The organism is Mongoliitalea sp., from assembly GCF_054166905.1.
On the sequence record NZ_JBSZCK010000034.1, the window covers coordinates 1 to 17368 of the forward strand.

A 17368-nucleotide genomic window follows, 5' to 3' on the forward strand; every position below is an offset into this window, starting at 1 on the left:
ACCTTCCCGACGTCTGTCGGGACGCTCTATCAAGCTGATTTGTTTGAATAATGGGAATTAATCAAAGTAAGTATTTAAAAACAAAAAAGGCCTGCATTTCTGCAAGCCTTTTTGTGGAGGATAACGGAGTCGAACCGATGACCTCTACACTGCCAGTGTAGCGCTCTAGCCAGCTGAGCTAATCCCCCATTAAGTTTGTATTAGAGTACCAGAGACACTTGCTCTAGCCATCCCGATAGCTATCGGGATAATCCCCCAAATCGGATTGCAAATATAGAAAGGGATTTGATTTAGACAAAAGAAAAAAACTACTCGGAAGAATAATTTACCCGGGTGAGAATACTTCTGCCCAAAGTTACCTCATCAGTGTATTCTAATTCACCTCCGATAGGGATGCCTCTGGCGATGCTACTGACCTTGATATTCAGTTCTTTGAGCTTCCTGCTAATAAAAAATGAGGTTGTGTCTCCTTCCATGGTCGCAGGTAAAGCTAAAATTACTTCCTGCACTGCTGACCCAGCACATCGTCGGATTAAGGATTCAATTTTGAGTTCATCAGGCCCTATCCCCTGAATAGGAGAAATTACCCCGCCAAGCACATGATACAAACCTTGGTATTGACCTGTATTTTCTATGGCCAATACATCTGGGATATCTTCCACCACGCAGATGATTTGCTTATCCCTTCGATTACTTAAGCAAATACTACAAGTATCTCCCGAATCAGCTACATTATGACAAGTGGAGCAGTATCGGATATCTTTACGCAATGCTAGTAAAGCACTGCTGAGTTCTTCGGTAACAGTTTCTTTTTGTTTTAATAGGTGCAATGCCAATCTCAAAGCAGTTTTCTTGCCAATTCCTGGCAACCTGCTGATTTCATTGACGGCATCTTCGATTAATTTAGAGGGAAAATTCACGCGAAACCTGTTTTATACGATGGCTGCTTGGATGCCCGCATCAAGTATAGCTTGGCACATTGGTTTTAATTTGCTTCTGCTTCCATACTTGACAGTACATTTACCCTTATAATGGATAATCATCGTACATTGTTCAGCTTGCTCGGGAGAATGTTCACAGACCTTGATTAAGGTCTTAATGACATGGTCAAATGTATTTACTTCGTCGTTAAATACGACCAACTCATACTCCTCTACGTCAATCAGTTCTTCTACCAGAAGCTCAGCATCTTCTATGTATGTTTGTGTCTCTACCATGTGAATCATTTTGCAAATTTAATTATTATAAACAACTTAGCGAAACTTACAGCCCTTTACTATGAACTCTTCCATGGTTTTGATGGTCATTTCGGCCTATTTCGCCTTGCTTTTTTTGATTTCTTGGTTGACTTCAAGAAATGTCTCATCGGACACCTTTTTCACAGGAGACCGACAGTCTCCTTGGTTTTTGGTGGCATTCGGGATGATCGGGGCTTCTTTGTCAGGTGTAACCTTCATTTCGGTACCGGGAGAGGTCGGTAATAGTAACTTCTACTACTTTCAAGTTGTTTTGGGATATACACTTGGATATTTTACTATTGCTAAGGTCTTACTGCCTTTGTATTATCGACTCAACTTAGTGTCTATCTATGCTTACTTGGAAGAGCGCTACGGTTTTTGGTCATATAAGACAGGTGCATTTTTCTTTATATTATCCCGTACCTTAGGTTCTTCCATTCGAGTATTTTTAGTAGCGGGCGTATTACAATTAATCTTATTTGATGATTGGGGAATACCATTTTGGGTTTCAGTTTTGATTACGGTATCATTGATTTGGTTATACACCCATCGTGGGGGGATCAAGACAGTCGTTTGGACGGATACACTTCAGACCTTATTTATGCTTGTGGCTGTTGGTGTGAGTATTTATCTGATCGGGAAAGATTTAGGGATTTCGGGAATAACGGGCTTTATCAAGACAGTGGGGCAAGATTCCCGATCGGAAATATTCAACTTTGACTGGCAGGCAGGAACTAATTTTTTTAAGCAGTTTGCCTCAGGCGCCTTTATTACCATCGTCATGACCGGTTTGGATCAGGATATGATGCAAAAAAATCTAACCTGTAAAAGCTTGGGAGACGCTCAGAAAAATATGTTTTGGTTCACTACAATTCTGGTAGTGGTGAATTTAATGTTTCTCTCCTTGGGAGTATTGCTTTATATCTATTCGGAAACCAATGGGATCACAATTCCTACCCGTTCTGATGATTTATATCCATTTTTAGCGACCCAACATTTTTCAGCAATTGCAGGGATTACCTTTGTTTTGGGGATTACAGCAGCAGCCTATTCAAGTGCAGATAGCACTTTGACAGCATTGACGACATCCTTTTGCTATGATTTTTTGAATATCGAAAAGCGTTACAATAAAAGTCGACAGGTAACTGTTCGCAAGCAGGTACATTTGGCCTTCACACTATTGATGTTTGTGGTTATTTTGATTTTTAGATGGCTTAATGACCAAAGTGTGATTAATGCGGTATTTATAATTGCGGGTTATACGTATGGTCCTTTGTTAGGATTATATGCATTTGGTTTATTTACCAAATGGCAGGTGAAAGATAAAGTAGTTCCATACATTGCCATAGCAGCACCAATTATTGCCTTTGTAATTAGTCAAAACTCTGAGGCATGGCTCTGGGGTTACAAATTCGGATTTGAAATTTTGATTTTAAATGGATTATTGATGTTTACTGGATTGTGGTTGATCCGGAAAAAAACGAGTTAACTATTATGATTATCGGCAATTATGCCAAAGTCAAAATAATATACACGCTATTGCAGATTATCGACCACAGTCAACGGACGACTGTCAACAGATGCTTGAAAACATCATGAATCTATTTATTTGCTTAGCTACTGGAGTGAAAGCGAAAAATCATATTAAATATTTTGATCCAAATGTATTGGATCCCAAAAGTGCTGCTCGAAGTTGATGATTTGATCATTTCTCACGATCACTCCTTCAGCTTCCAATAATTCTTGCATGAGGGTAGGGGTTGGAAAATGATGTTTACCCGTCAAAAGCCCGTTTCTATTGACTACTCGATGGGCAGGTACCTCTGGTTCACTGTGACTGGCATTCATGGCATAGCCCACCATACGAGCTCCACTTTTTAACCCTAAGTAATTAGCGATTGCACCATAGGAGGTTACCCGTCCGTAGGGAATCAGTTTTACAACCTGATAGACCAAGTCGAAATAGTTTTCTTTTGCTTTCATAATCAGTGTATTGCCAGCTAGTTGAGAGAGTCAATTGACGAAATCGAGTATAATTGAGTATATTAGGGCTTTGAGCAAACATACTATAATTTGTCATGGAAAGAAATATAATCATAACAGGTGCCGCAGGAAATTTAGGAAAACAGGTAGTTGCAAAGTTTAAAAGAGAAGGATATAAAGTCATTGCTACTGTTTTACCAAATTCTGAGGAAGAAGTCGAGGATGCGGATGATGTATATGAAGTGGATGTGACCAACGAAACATCTGTGGCGGAATTTGCTAAAGAGTATCAGCTGCAGTACGGAGAAGTGGACGCTATCGGACTATTAGTGGGCGGTTATGCAAGTGGAGGCATAGAAGAGACCAGTGTGCAGGACATCGAAAAAATGATGCAGTTGAATTTTTTCACAGCTTTTAACATGGTCAAAAACTTCCTTCCAATATTCAAAAAGGCAGATTTTGGAACTTTTTTATTCGTAGGAGCACGTCCAGCTCTACAACCTGCCGATGGAAAAGGCGTTGTGGCATATGCTTTGAGTAAAAGTTTATTGTTCCAATTGGCGGATTACGTGGCAGAGGAAGTCAAAGATTCGAAAATCAGGTCACATATCTTTGTGCCGAGTATTGTCGATACTCCTCCCAACCGTGAAGCCATGCCGGAGTCAGATTTCTCTCAGTGGGTGAGTCCTGCCGAAATCGCAGAAGCCATGCATTACGCAGTCAATACCCCATCCTTGAGAAATATGACATTCAAACTTTATGGAGGTGTTTAACAAATTAATGTAATCATGTTTAAATCAGTAGCGCTAACCGCAATTTTAGTATCTCTTTTTTCTTTGACAGTTTGGGCTCAATCTGAAAAAGATACCCGTAATCTGCGTTCATTTGATGCAGTTAAAGTATCCAATGGTATCGTAGCAGAGTTGGTCAAGGGAACAGAAAACAAAGTTGAAATTACAACTGTTGGAATTGAGGCAGGAAAAGTTGAGACGAGTGTGGTTGGGGAAACTTTGGAAATTCGCTTAGCTAGAGGAAATTACCGAAATCATACAGTGAAGGTAAAAGTGACTTATGTGGAGGTTTTGGGCATTGAGGCTACTACCAATGCGCAAGTGACTGTACGCTCTACGATTGAAGCTGGTGAAGCGTATTTGTTTGCTACTACAAGCGCTTACATTGAAGCTAAAATCAATACGGAAATATTGAATTTGGAAGCTGCGACCAATGCACGGATTCTGGTGTCAGGGTCAGCTGATCAGTTGAATATCAAAGGATTTACCAATGCAGATATTGATGGAAGTAATTTCAATGCTTTTGATGTAGAATTACAAGCCAATACAGGTGCGAAAATTAGTTTTCAAGCCAATTCATCTATTACCGGTTCCTTAGCAACGGCCGCTAAAGCGACGTATTCAGGGAATGCCTCGGAGATTGCTGTTCGAACCACTACTGGTGCTAGCCTTAACAGACAATGAGAAAATACAGCTATATAATTGCCTTGTCATTATACATCTTTCTTAGCCCATCTGCTTTTGCCCAAGAGGAGCAAGCTATTCAGCAAGTAATCGCAACCTTGTTTGAAGGGATGAAAACCAAGGATCTATCTAAGATAGAACCTGCCTTTTTGCCTGCTGCACAGATGCAGACCGTCAATGCGAATCCGTCGGGAGCAACTGTTGGGACCAACTCAGTACAGGATTTCTTCAATCGCATTGCGACTACGCCGGCAGAGACTATTCTGGATGAGCAAATACTTGATTATCAAATCAAAGTCGATGGTCAGATGGCCTCTGCTTGGACACCTTATCGGTTTTACGTCAATGGAGCATTCAGTCATTGCGGAGTCAATTCTTTTCAATTGATCAAAACTTCCGAAGGCTGGAAAATCACCTATATCATCGATACCCGTAGGAAAGAAGGTTGTGATTAAAAAAAAGAGAACCGAAATAAATTCGGTTCTCTTTTGTAAAGTGGTTAAATGCAGGCTAATAAATTTACTCCATTTTCACTACCTGTTCTAAGTAAACCTGTCCTTGTTCGCCTTTGATTTGTAAGAGGATTGATTGTGCCTCCCAGTCAAAAGAGGCTAATCCATAATGAAGAGAAGCGATTAGATTCCCCACTCTGTAAGGATTGTACTCTTCCCTATAGCTCTTCCAGACATGGGTCATGCCACTGGAGGTTATTTCGAAGATTCCGTTGGGGAAATCATCGTCTTGCCATTTGGAGATTTCCGCAATGTGACGGTCTCCGCTGATGAGAATGGGATTTTTTACCCTACTTTCAGCAATTAGTTTCAATAATTTCTCTCGTTCCTTTGGGAAATTTTCCCACTTTTCATACGGATGTTCGGTAGGGATAAATTGGATTCCTGATGCAATCAGATGAACCTGGGCGGTACTACCTTTTAGTTCCTCTTCAAGCCATTTCCATTGCTCTTCTCCCAATAATGAGCCTTCAAGGTTGGGTTGATAAACTCTTTCAATTGTAACAAGTGTATCCCTATTGTATCGAGTATCTAGTAGGATGACCTTCACTCGTTTTCCTTTTTCTCCGTACTCATAAGATGCATAGACACCTTGTTGCTTCCTTCTTGGGCTTTCTTTTGGTTCGTCCAAAAAATCCAGCATCAACTGCATGGATTCTTTCTTTTGAGCGTAGTATTTTCCTCCATCGTTGATCCCGAAGTCGTGATCATCCCAGGTTCCGATGATTTCACTTTTACGTACCAATTCCTGATAGGCAGGAATGGCTCGTTGAGCTTCATATTTTGATTGGAGTAAGTTCATATCGTGCGTATCTCCATATACATTATCTCCTAACCACATAAACACTTGTGGTTGATCCTTCAAGATAGGTTTCCACAAAGGTTGTGGTAAGTCATGCTTATTGCATGAACCGAAAGCAATTTTATGAATAGGTTGAGTTTGAGCATTTCCATTGAGTTGAATAGAAAGTGCGATTAGTATGATGAGTAGAAGTACTCTATTTTCTTGCAGTGATACCATATGTTTGATTAGTTGAATAAGTAGATGCCTTAGGGGCATACGGATTGGGTTTTATGGATTTATTTTTTTTATTGATGAGTTTGGATACGGTTTGGCGACTAACGCCAGTCATTTGGGCAATGTCTACAAGCGATAGCAGGGAATGAATTTTGATAGTTTTTCCTTTCATGTCTTGAACTTCACCTGTAAATTCTTGAAATATAGCGTGTATCCTATCTATGGGAGACATGGTGCAGATTTTATACAATCGTGTTTCCATTCTACACCAACGCTGAATAGTTGTTTGATTAAACCAGTCAGAAATAATGGGGTCATGCACAATCATTTTTTTGTAAAATGCCAAATCAATGCTTGCCACCTCACAGTCAGTCATCGCTTTAGCGAATTCAAAAAACTGACCATTCAAGTATCGGAGATTACCAAAAACTTCCTTGCGATATAATAAGTCGTAGCAGATCTCTTGTCCTTCTTCTGAATATGTTCCGATCTTAACTACTCCTGATAAGATTTGAAACATATCAGCAGGTTTTGTCGGTGGCATATAGATATACCTCCCTTTTTTGATGGTAAGGGGCTTGATTAACTGCTGATACCCGTTGACACCTAGGACTTTTTCAAAATACGCAAGAATGTCCATTGTTTTTTTTAATAAAGTTGAGGAAGTATCAGCAGATATACCACATACTTCCTCAATCTTCACCAAAGCTTAATATTCGCTTAATTTTTACGTGTTAAAAGGAATATCGAATCCCCATTTGAACTCTCCAAGGCGTACCATTGATAGGCAATACTCCTACACTTTGCTCTACATTGTACACGTATTGTTGAGTAGCCTGATTGAAACCTCTGATACTTTGAAGGTTTCTTGAGCTGCTAAGGTTGTTATTCACCCCCCAGTCCTTGTTAAGCATATTCATAAAGTTGAAAACATCCGCAGATAATTCTAATCGTTGATTTTTAACAATATTGATGTTTTTCAATAAGCGAAGATCCAAGTTATAAAACATTGGATTCTCTCCTCCGTTTCGTTCTGCTATCTTTCCAAAACTTTCGCGAAGATACTTTTTCGCACTCTCAGCAGTATTCGGGTCATTCAAGATCGCTTGATACCCATCTCTGATAGCCTCCGGAGTATTTGGGTCATTTGGATCGAAGACAAAGGCCAATGCATTGTTTAGTGGGAAATCTCCCTGTAAAGAGCCATTTGACACTAAGAATGAGTAACGCGATCCACCAATACCTATCAAAGTAGCACCCAAAACAAACCCCTTCCAAGTAGGAGTAGCACCGTTTAAGACTATTTTATCTCGGAACTGATTGTCTGAATACGCCCAGTTTAAGTTTCGGGAATCATCAACTACAGGAAGGAAGGTAGAGGTATTGGCCACGCAACAGTTGTAAGAACTATTGTCAAATGCTTGATTGTACGTATACGAAGCGGTAAAATAGCCATCTTTACCAATCCTAACACTTCCATCCAAAATCAATGCATATTGATATCCGGCAGCTACCGAATTCAATTCCAACACTCTTCCAACATCAGCAGATTTTCTGGAATTCAACCAGTTGGTCTGTCCGTTGGCACCAATGGTAGAGGCCGGTACAAATACTCCTCTATTGGCTTCATTGGTTAATCGGAAAAACGGTTCATCGACAAGATTCCGCTCCAAGTAGACATAGTTATTGAAGGTGTAGGAATACAGGATATTAGCACCGAGCCTGTATCTACTGTTGAATAATTTATTATAGTTGAGGTTTGCCTTAAAGGTATTAGGGATCCTAAAATCATCTGCTATACTATTGATTGTAGAGATGAAGCTAGCGCCCTCGGGAATTCCAGGTGCTTCTACACCATTTCTATAACCGATGAAATCAGCTTCTGGCACTAGTGCTCCCTGTACATCAATCGCGGCCAGCATGGCTCCAGAGTTCTGAATGTTGTTTACTTGTGCATAGTAATGAGGTTGAGCAGCAAATATTCCCGCTCCAAACTTCAATACGTCTGTATTTTTCCCCTTTACATCCCAAGTCATCTGCACTCTAGGTTGGATATTTCTGAAGTCGGCAGGTTTGTTGTCAGTCCTGATGCCTAGTTCTGAAAAAACAGAGGGGTTAAATGCTGCTTCATCCATAAATAGGGTAGCGTCATAGCGAATACCAAAAACCATGTTCAAGTCTCTATGAGGATTGTATTCCATTTGTCCAAATAAGGACATGTCTAAGACTGTTTGTTTGACGATTGGAAGTCCTTGTAAGGGTACTTCCCGGGCATATCGGAATGGATTGTTGTTTTCAAAGTCCTGCATAGAGTTGTAAAAAAATCGTCCATTCTGTTCATTGGACAATAGGGTTTCCAAATACGTGACCATATTATCAGTGCCAAAAGTAAAATTCACTTTTCCTCGCTGCATGTAGGTGGTATTGACAATGTGGATTTGACGCTCCATGTTGGTTTCAGGTAAAAAGCGCTGTCCACCGATCTGCACATTAGTGGTCTGTATGGCATTGGGATTGTTTTCGGTTGGGAAAGGGGAAACAATCCTAACAATAGCCCTTGGCATGTTGGTCACAGGTAATTGTCGGTTGACGGAGAAAGCTCTTTCAGCATGTTGCAATTGTACCTTTAGCTCGTTTGTGGTATTGGCATTGGCAATCGAACGAAGGGACACAAGCAAGCTGTTCTCTCTGGAAGTGAAATCACCCCAGACCTCTGCTAAATTAATGGCTGTATTGTCATTGACGGAGAATGGATTAGACCAGTCCGTGTAATTATTTCGGATGGTCAGTTTATTGTTTTTGTTTATCTGCCAATCAACACGAGCAAAGAAGGTGTTTGCAACAGTTTTTCTTGCAAATTCTCCCACTTGTTGTTCTGGACCCACTCCATACAGTCTTCTAGCTACATCTATAAATTTGTCTAGGGTATCTTTTCTGATTCGGAGTCTTCGTTCATCATCTTCATTGCGTATATCGGCAATAAATACCGGTTCACCAGCATCTTGTCTGTCAAATACCGTAAAGAAATGTACTTTGTCTTTAATGATCGGACCGCCTAAGCTGAAACCCCACTGATAATTATAGAAGCTTACATCACGTCTATTTCCACGGATATCATTTGGACTTGCTAGGTTATCGTTTCTGTGGTACACGAAGGCGGAACCTTCCATTTCATTGGTTCCTGCTTTGGTTACAGCATTTAGTGCTCCACCTGCTTGTCTGCCCTGAGTTACATCATAAGAATTGGTAGCAACCTCAAATTCACGGATGGCTTCAATGGAAACGGTGTAAGGACCTCTACCAATTTCGCCTGCCGTAAGCTGATTTCTCGCATTTACACCATCTAGCGTGACATTGGTGGATGTTCTCCGTTGACCACCTAAATTGAGGCCTCCGCCTCCTTGGAGAGGTGAAAGTGCAGTGAGGTTGGTAAAGTTCCGGCCTTCTGTGGGTAAGTTTTTGATTTGTTTGGAATCAATGGCTGTCACCGCTCCTAACTTGTCCACTTGGTTTTTGAAACTATCCCCTGAAACAACTACTTCTTGAAGGTCAGAGCTACCATAATCCATGGCTGTTTCAATGTTGATTCGGTCTCCCTGATTCAACTGATAACCTGTTAACTTCTGTGTGTTAAACCCAATAAAGCTAATTGTAACACTGTAAGGCTTCCCTAAGGGTAGTTGTTGCAGTTGGAATCTTCCATCCACCCCGGTAATTGTGCCAGCTTGAAAGCCTGTTGACTCATTTCTAACGACTACTGTCGCGCCTACCAAGGGTTGCTTGGCATCGTCTAAAATCAAGCCTGCTATGGTAGCATTGGTGGCTTGCGCTTGCAATTCTTGTACGGCCAATAGACTAATCGTTAAAGTAAGAAATCCGATTAGCAGCCGCATACTTTTAGTTTGGAATTTGGTAATCATGAAAGTAAGATTGATGGTTTTGTTGTACAAATCTCATCATGATTAACTCCCTCAAATGTTAAAATTTAACATGTTATGCATTCGTAAATATTCCTTCACAAAGGCTTAATACAGTTCATCTATCCTCAAAAGGTGAGTTTTGATGATTAAATAAAAGAGTAAAAAAAGTTGGAGTGGTTTATGAAAGAGTTGATCCCATAACTCTAATAAAAACCACCCGCTTATTGATGTTTGTTCAATTAAATCTCCGGATTTTTGAAGTTTTCTCAAAAACCTTTTTGCTTTTTAGGATTTTGTGAGTAGACTTGTCAAGATTTTATAAAAAATGATGTTTGCAGTTCCAAATAAACCTAACTTTATAGGATTCGGGAAGATTTCCGAAGGCTGCATGGTATTCATGGGGACCACCCTATTCTTTTTCACCACCACCACGGGCTGAGCCCGTTTCTTATATCATATAGCCCCATTGTATAGGCCTTTATTTGAAGGTTGTCTGTCATAATATTTAGCCAAAAATCACGCATTTATGAAAATTTTAAAGTTTGGAGGTTCATCAGTAGCCAATGCCACGAATATCCGAAAGGTATTTAATATCCTACAAGAACAAAAAGCTCTTGGAGAGTTTGCAGTCGTTTTTTCTGCATTTGGCGGGGTTACAGAGATTTTGTTGGCATGCGCACAAAAAGCCAATGCAGGTGATCGTTCGTATGTAGGAGAGTTGAAAGCCCTTGAAGAAAGACACTACGAAATATTGAAAAGCCTCATCCCTATTCAGCATCAATCCTCAGTATTGACTTATGTGAAGGTTCGTTTCAACGAATTGGAGGATGTTTTTCATGGGATATACCTGATTAAAGAGTGTTCCCCAAGGACCTTGGATTATGTGGCAAGTTTTGGAGAGCGACTCTCGGCATTTATTTTGGCAGAAGCCTTGAAAGTCGAAGGCTTTGATTCAGTATTTGTGGATGCCCGCGAGGTCATTCGCACCAATAATCGTTTTGGTAATGCTAAAGTTGATTTCCCAACGACCAACGACCTGATTGCAGATTTTTTCCATAATCGACCAGGTTTAAAGGTGATTACTGGGTTTATTGCTTCCTCGGAAAAGGGTGAGACAACGACTTTGGGTAGAAGTGGTTCGGATTATACTGCAGCGATTTTTGCATCGGCTTTAAATGCTACCTCCTTGGAAATATGGACAGATGTATCCGGTGTGATGACATCTGATCCTCGATTGGTGTATACGGCTTTCACTATTCCTCAATTGACTTATAATGAGGCCATGGAATTGTCCCATTTTGGGGCAAAGGTGATTTTTCCTGCGACGATGCAGCCTGCGATGAAAAAGGGGATCCCTATTTATATCAAAAATACCTTTGAACCTGAAAATGCTGGAACTTTAATCAATGGAGATGATCCTTCCGGTCAGATTATCAAGGGAGTATCTTCCATGTCTGGTATCTCTTTATTGAATATCCAAGGAGCCGGACTGATAGAAGTTGTCGGTGTAAGTAGACGGGTGTTTGGTTCCTTGGCAGATGCAGGTGTAAATGTAATCTTAATTAGTCAAGCCTCCTCCGAGCATAGTATCTGCGTGGCTGTTCGTGGCCATGAAGTTGGAAAGGCAAAAGAAGCGATTGAACAGGAATTTCTTCCGGAAATAAAAAATGGGGAAATGGACCCTGTGTTGATTACACCGAATATGGCTGTAGTGGCAGCTGTGGGTGAAAATATGAAACATAATCCTGGCTCTAGTGGTCGAATGTTTCAAGCGTTAGGCCAAAATAATATCAACGTGTATGCCATCGCTCAAGGGAGTTCGGAGTTGAATATTTCTGCGGTAGTTTCCCAAGCTGACTTGCAGAAAGCGCTCAACGCACTTCACGAGGCCTATTTCTTGTCAGATAATAAAGTGTTGCACGTCTTTTTGGTTGGGGTAGGCTTGATAGGAAAGGCATTGATCAAAATGATAGCAAGCCAACAGGAAAAGCTACAACGGGAAAATGATCTGGATATTCAAATCCACGGTATTGCCAACTCCAGATACATGGCTTTTCATGAAGATGGGTTTGATCTGAAAAACTGCCCGGAACCTCAAGATGCAGAGGGGGCACAAGCGATGAATTTGGAAGCGTTTATTGCCCAAATGGAGTCCATGAACTTCTCTAATTCAGTTTTTGTGGACTGTACAGCAAGCCAAGAGGTTGCGGATTTATACGATAGAGTGCTGGAGGCCAAAGTCGCTATAGTTACGCCAAATAAAAAGGCAAATTCTGGTGATTTGGCCAAATACAAATCATTGAAAAAGCTGGCTTACAAGAGGGGGGTAAAGTTTTTGTATGAGACCAATGTGGCTGCTGGACTTCCTGTCATCAACACCCTGCAGGATTTGATGCTCAGTGGAGATAAGGTGTTGAGAATTGAGGCGGTGCTGAGTGGCTCGATGAATTTTATTTTCTCTGAATTTGAAAAAGGATTGCCCTTCTCTGAAGTCGTCAGACAAGCAAAGGAGAAAGGGTATACCGAGCCCGATCCAAGAGATGATTTGAGCGGAATGGATGTGGGTAGAAAAATCCTAATTCTTGGTAGGGAAGCAGAGCAGGAGTTGCATTTTGAAGATATTGATATTCAAAGTATGGTCCCTGATGATTGTGTGGAAACCAAGGATGTAGAAGAGTTTTTCACCAAACTCAAGGCCCATGATGCGGCGTTTACGCAACTTTTGACCGAAGCACAGGAAACAGGAAAAAAACTCCGTTTTATGGCTACCTTGGAAAATGGAAAGGCAAAGGTAGGATTGAATTCTTTAGATAGCTCGCATCCGTTTTATACCCTGAAGGGGAGTGATAATATGATCTTATTTACAACGGAGAGATACCATGATTTCCCAATGATTATCCGTGGACCTGGAGCTGGTGCTGATGTGACAGCGGCGGGAGTATTTGCTGACGTGATTCGTTTAGGTAACTTTACCCGATAAGCTATGAAAGCAGTTACTGCCTTTGCGCCGGCCACTGTTGCCAATGTTTCCTGTGGCTTTGATATCTTAGGTTTTGCCATTGGGGACATGGGTGATCGGGTGAAAGTTTCATTAAGCGATCAGCCTGGATTGCGGGTGGTTTCCATTACTGGAGATGGTGGGAGGTTGCCTTTAGAGCCTGAAAAAAATACCTGCACAGTGGCGATTCAGGCTTTCTTGGATCGGCTAAATTCCAATCAGGGATTGGAAATTTCTTTGATGAAAGGACTTCCTTTGGGTTCTGGTATGGGGTCTTCCGCTGCAAGTGCCGCAGCCGCATTGATGGCGGCCAATGAGTTGATGGGCAGTCCATTTGCCAAAGCGGAGTTGGTACCCTTTGCCATGGAGGCTGAGCGGGTTGCTTGTGGTGCAGCACATGCGGATAATGTGGCTCCTTCTATTCTGGGTGGCTTTGTCCTGATTCGGGATTATGCCCCATTGGATATTATTAAACTACCTGTGCCAGAAGGTTTATACACTACCTTAATTCATCCGCATATTGAATTGCGGACAGCGGACTCACGATCTGTTTTGAGAAGGCAAATTTCTTTGCAGGATGCAGTAGTGCAGTCAGGGAATATTGCTGGGTTGATTTCTGCTTTGTATACTTCTGATTTGAAGTTATTGGGCAGGTCTTTGAAGGACGTGATAGCAGAACCTTATAGGGCTTTATTGATTCCCGGTTTTTATGAATTGCGGGAGGCTATTCAAAAAGTGGGAGCTTTGGGCTCAGGTATTTCAGGTTCAGGCCCTACCTTGTTTGTCTTGTCAGAAAGTAGGGAAATTGCTGCTCAAGTAGCCAAGGCAAGTGAAGAAGTGTATGCTAAAATAGGTTTAGGCATGGATGTTTCAGTAGCAGAGGTCAATCCTGTTGGAGCCTATGTTGTTGAATCAGTTTAAAAATTAACTTTTCATAAGCAATGAAGTTTTACAGCACAAATAATCCTGAGAGTTTTGTATCGTTGAAAGAAGCAGTCATCAAAGGTTTGGCTCCAGATCAGGGCTTGTATATGCCTGAGAAGGTTCCTATGATGCCAGCTGAATTTTTTCAAGAACTACCATTTTTGAGTTTCCAAGAAATGGGAGTAGAAGTCATTCGAGCACTTTTCAAGGAAGATCTGACCGAAACCCAAATTCAAGCGCTGGTGGAGCATACGTTGTCATTTCCAGCTCCCTTGGTACAAGTGGAGGAAGGAGTTTATTCTTTGGAGCTATTTCATGGACCGACGTTGGCATTCAAAGATTTTGGCGCACGCTTTTGCTCAAAATTGATGTCCATGTTGATGGCAAAAGAAGAGCGACTAGTGCGGGTGCTCGTAGCTACTTCCGGGGATACGGGTTCTGCTGTTGCTAATGGTTTTTACAAGGTGCCAGGTGTGGAAGTAATCATTTTATACCCCAAAGGGAAGGTTTCCAAATTGCAGGAAAAGCAGTTTACTACTTTGGGAGAAAATATTCATTGCTTGGAAGTAGACGGGGTTTTTGACGACTGTCAGCGTATGGTCAAGCAAGCGTTCTTAGATGAAGAATTGAACCAAAAGATGTTGCTTACATCTGCCAATTCCATCAATATTGCCCGTTGGATTCCGCAGTGCCTATATTATTTTCATGCATGGGCTCAATTGCCTGATAATGATAAAAAATTGGCAGTATCTGTACCTAGCGGGAATTTTGGTAACCTAGGTGCTGGAATTTTAGCTGAGCGAATGGGTTTGCCCATCGATGTTTTTATTGCAAGCACCAATGTCAACAAGGTTGTTCCGGAATTTTTGGACTCTGGGATTTTTGAGCCTATGCCTTCGTTGGCAACTATCAGTAACTCCATGGATGTGGGTAATCCAAGTAACTTTTACCGTCTGTTGGATTTGTATGGAAATGACGAGGAGAAACTCAAGTCAAAAATGATCGGCTACTTTTTCTCTGATGAAGAAACTGCTGATGCCTTGCGTAAAGTTAAAGCCACAACAGGGTATATGATGGATCCCCATGGCGCTGTAGGATACTTGGGTCTAAAGAAGTTTTTGGAAGGGGAAAAAGAGGGGTTTCAAGGCATTTTCCTAGAAACAGCCCATCCAGGTAAGTTTCAATCCACTGTAGAAGAAGTACTCCAAGAATCCATCCAATTACCCGATCGCCTACAAGCGTTCCTGACAAGAGAAGTGAAATCTGAAAGCATGAGGAATGATTTCGGGGAGTTTAAAGGGTATCTTTTGGCTCGCTAACTCGAGGATCCCTCACAGATAAAGCAGATTTGGTAGATTTGGCATAAATAATTGATTCTATTTATTTTAGATAGATTTATTCATGTGAATTTCCCTTTTGCAGAAATCACACTTGCTATCTGTGCTCAATCTGCTCAATCTGTTTAATCAGCGAGAGACTTTTTCTTTGATGTGATTGACGATTTGCTCAGCATGTATAATGGAGTTTTCTATGAAAAACTCTCGTGTATTCAATCCTCCGCAGACTACACCGGCCAGATATACACCTGATACGTTGGATTCTTGGTTGGATGGATCATAGCATGGTTGTCTTTTTTCATCTAAACTGAGTTCTACTCCTAATTGATCGAGCAAAGCAAAGTTTGGGACATAGCCTGTCATGGCGAAAACAAAGTCGTTGGGAATGGTAACTTTGCCAGAAGGAGTATCGAGAACCACTTCTTTTTCTCGGATTTCTTTCACACGGCAGTTGGTGTAGGCCTTAATTGAACCTTCTTTGATACGGTTTTCTATGTCAGGCTTGACCCAATATTTTACATTATCATCAATTCCGTCACCCTTGAGTGCCATGGTTACTTTGCCTCCCTTTCTCCAGATTTCGAGTGCTACATCTACAGCAGAATTCGCTCCACCTACCACCAGAACTTCCTGACCGATGTACGGCCAAGGCTCTTTGTAATAGTGACTGACTTTTGGAAGATTTTCACCTGGAACATTCATGAGGTTGGGCAAGTCATAGAATCCTGTAGCCAAGATAATATTATAGGCTTGGTATGCTTGTTTACTTGTGGTAATTTCAAAAATTCCTTCTGCATTTTTCTGCAAGGTTTTTACTTCCTCGTACAAGTTAACTTTAAGTTTCCATTGCTGAAAAACTCTCCTGTAATACTCAAGAGCCTCTGTTCGGGTAGGTTTATGAGAAATGGACATGAAGGGAATACCTCCCATTTCTAGCTTTTCGGAAGTAGAGAAAAAAGTCATGTTGAGAGGGTAGTTAAATAAGGAATTGGTAAGCACTCCTTTTTCTATAATTACATAGCTGATATTTGCCTTTGCACAGGCAATACCGCAAGCCAATCCTATTGGACCTCCCCCTACAATCAATACATCCAAAATTTCTTTCACGTCATCAGTTTTTTATAACATTAAATTGAAGGCTAGTATCTGAGTGGGTATTTTTTAATTGATCAAATCTCCGCTCCACCAAGGTTACCTCCCCTGTATGCTTCCATAACAAGACAGTAGTGTTAACTGTTCCGTAAATTCCCTCAGCGTGAATAAACTGGCAGCTCATCAGTCGCTCCCTTGCCAAGCCTAAGCCAGTCTCAGGTAACTCCTCGTCAGGAGCAATTTCTCTAGAGTGGAGTATTGGCATCATGGAAATGGGATCAAAGTTTTCTGATGCAATCAGATTTTCTAAACCCTCTTTGGCTAAGGTAAGCTTTGGCCAAGGGGTTTCCAGTAAAGCATTGCTCAGTCCGTAGAGACCTGGAGTTAGCGAACGTATACCTTTATCATAATTTGACAGGTAGTAGGCGACAGTTGGATCACCTACAATTATGTTGAAACCTTCAAAATCATTCCCCTGAGGCTCCAGTGATTGCACATAGTCGAGCGGAGGAATGGATGAATTAAGGTAATTTTTTACTAATTCTCCGCGGCTTTTACTGTTGGGTTTAATGTTCCGCATATCCCGATAGTTCGTAAGGAATGCAAACCTGCCATTAGGATGCATGGCGAGCCAAGTTCCCCCTGCTCGAAGGTCTTTACCTCCAAAAAATCCAGTTTCCCATTGATGGATTCCCTGTGATGGCCGATCAAAAAACTCATCTCTATTGGCCACTAAGATAAGTTTGTAGGTTGGGTGATTATCCCAATTAAATGTTATTAAGCACATCCCGCAATCTAGTGATTTAAGTAAAAAGTTTGAAAAAAATTTTGACTACGATTTTTATCGTATATATTTGTACGAATAAAATCG

15 protein-coding genes and 1 tRNA gene are annotated in these 17368 nt (G+C 41.2%); 7 read left to right on the top strand and 9 right to left on the bottom strand.

What is annotated here, in order from left to right:
- Positions 1-114 precede the first annotated feature (114 nt).
- From ACXIUD_RS12500 to ACXIUD_RS12510, 3 genes are all read right to left on the bottom strand, one after another.
- A tRNA-Ala gene (locus tag ACXIUD_RS12500) sits at positions 115-188 on the bottom strand.
- A 120-nt stretch (positions 189-308) separates the two neighbouring features.
- Complete coding sequence (gene recR, locus ACXIUD_RS12505; RefSeq protein WP_458052983.1) at positions 309-920, bottom strand: recombination mediator RecR; 612 nt, start codon at positions 918-920, stop codon at positions 309-311.
- Positions 921-932: 12 nt separating this feature from the next.
- The gene (locus tag ACXIUD_RS12510) at positions 933-1217 is read right to left on the bottom strand and encodes an ATP-dependent Clp protease adaptor ClpS (protein WP_458052984.1); all 285 of its coding nucleotides are present in this window, start codon (positions 1215-1217) and stop codon (positions 933-935) included.
- Between the two features lie 61 nt (positions 1218-1278).
- On the opposite strand from ACXIUD_RS12510, the gene ACXIUD_RS12515 reads away from it, so the two are divergent.
- On the top strand, positions 1279-2727 hold the full coding sequence (locus tag ACXIUD_RS12515; RefSeq protein ID WP_458052985.1) for a sodium:solute symporter: 1449 nt from the start codon (positions 1279-1281) through the stop codon (positions 2725-2727).
- Between the two features lie 155 nt (positions 2728-2882).
- On the opposite strand, the gene ACXIUD_RS12520 is transcribed toward ACXIUD_RS12515, so the two are convergent.
- A complete protein-coding gene (locus tag ACXIUD_RS12520; RefSeq protein WP_458052986.1) occupies positions 2883-3221 on the bottom strand; it encodes an MGMT family protein in 339 nt (112 codons plus the stop codon).
- Between the two features lie 95 nt (positions 3222-3316).
- Here ACXIUD_RS12520 and ACXIUD_RS12525 point away from each other — a divergent pair, with 95 nt between their 5' ends.
- Genes ACXIUD_RS12525 through ACXIUD_RS12535 form a run of 3 tightly spaced genes read left to right on the top strand, consistent with a single transcriptional unit; the run spans position 3317 to position 5151 of the window.
- Positions 3317-3994: an SDR family NAD(P)-dependent oxidoreductase gene (locus ACXIUD_RS12525; protein WP_458052987.1), complete on the top strand. Its 678-nt coding sequence runs from the start codon at positions 3317-3319 to the stop codon at positions 3992-3994.
- 15 nt (positions 3995-4009) lie between these two features.
- The gene (locus tag ACXIUD_RS12530) at positions 4010-4696 is read left to right on the top strand and encodes a head GIN domain-containing protein (RefSeq protein ID WP_458052988.1); all 687 of its coding nucleotides are present in this window, start codon (positions 4010-4012) and stop codon (positions 4694-4696) included.
- Positions 4693-5151: a nuclear transport factor 2 family protein gene (locus ACXIUD_RS12535; protein ID WP_458052989.1), complete on the top strand. Its 459-nt coding sequence runs from the start codon at positions 4693-4695 to the stop codon at positions 5149-5151. Before ACXIUD_RS12530 ends, ACXIUD_RS12535 begins: the two co-directional genes overlap by 4 nt.
- Positions 5152-5215: 64 nt before the next feature.
- Here the strand turns inward: ACXIUD_RS12535 and ACXIUD_RS12540 are convergent, their stop codons facing one another.
- From ACXIUD_RS12540 to ACXIUD_RS12550, 3 genes are all read right to left on the bottom strand, one after another.
- Positions 5216-6229: an alkaline phosphatase D family protein gene (locus ACXIUD_RS12540; RefSeq protein ID WP_458052990.1), complete on the bottom strand. Its 1014-nt coding sequence runs from the start codon at positions 6227-6229 to the stop codon at positions 5216-5218.
- Positions 6207-6866: a Crp/Fnr family transcriptional regulator gene (locus ACXIUD_RS12545; RefSeq protein ID WP_458052991.1), complete on the bottom strand. Its 660-nt coding sequence runs from the start codon at positions 6864-6866 to the stop codon at positions 6207-6209. Before ACXIUD_RS12545 ends, ACXIUD_RS12540 begins: the two co-directional genes overlap by 23 nt.
- A 94-nt stretch (positions 6867-6960) precedes the next feature.
- On the bottom strand, positions 6961-10119 hold the full coding sequence (locus ACXIUD_RS12550; protein ID WP_458052992.1) for an outer membrane beta-barrel protein: 3159 nt from the start codon (positions 10117-10119) through the stop codon (positions 6961-6963).
- A gap of 553 nt (positions 10120-10672) precedes the next feature.
- Here ACXIUD_RS12550 and thrA point away from each other — a divergent pair.
- Genes thrA through thrC form a run of 3 tightly spaced genes read left to right on the top strand, consistent with a single transcriptional unit; the run spans position 10673 to position 15387 of the window.
- Complete coding sequence (gene thrA, locus ACXIUD_RS12555) at positions 10673-13126, top strand: bifunctional aspartate kinase/homoserine dehydrogenase I (RefSeq protein ID WP_458052993.1); 2454 nt, start codon at positions 10673-10675, stop codon at positions 13124-13126.
- A 3-nt stretch (positions 13127-13129) separates the two neighbouring features.
- The gene (locus tag ACXIUD_RS12560) at positions 13130-14065 is read left to right on the top strand and encodes a homoserine kinase (protein WP_458052994.1); all 936 of its coding nucleotides are present in this window, start codon (positions 13130-13132) and stop codon (positions 14063-14065) included.
- Between the two features lie 20 nt (positions 14066-14085).
- Complete coding sequence (gene thrC / locus ACXIUD_RS12565; RefSeq protein ID WP_458052995.1) at positions 14086-15387, top strand: threonine synthase; 1302 nt, start codon at positions 14086-14088, stop codon at positions 15385-15387.
- Positions 15388-15534: 147 nt separating this feature from the next.
- Here thrC and ACXIUD_RS12570 read toward each other — a convergent pair whose 3' ends face one another.
- Together ACXIUD_RS12570 and ACXIUD_RS12575 are read right to left on the bottom strand one after the other, a co-directional pair.
- Positions 15535-16512: a YpdA family putative bacillithiol disulfide reductase gene (locus ACXIUD_RS12570; protein WP_458052996.1), complete on the bottom strand. Its 978-nt coding sequence runs from the start codon at positions 16510-16512 to the stop codon at positions 15535-15537.
- 4 nt (positions 16513-16516) lie between these two features.
- On the bottom strand, positions 16517-17284 hold the full coding sequence (locus tag ACXIUD_RS12575) for an NRDE family protein (protein WP_458052997.1): 768 nt from the start codon (positions 17282-17284) through the stop codon (positions 16517-16519).
- Positions 17285-17368: the final 84 nt, after the last annotated feature.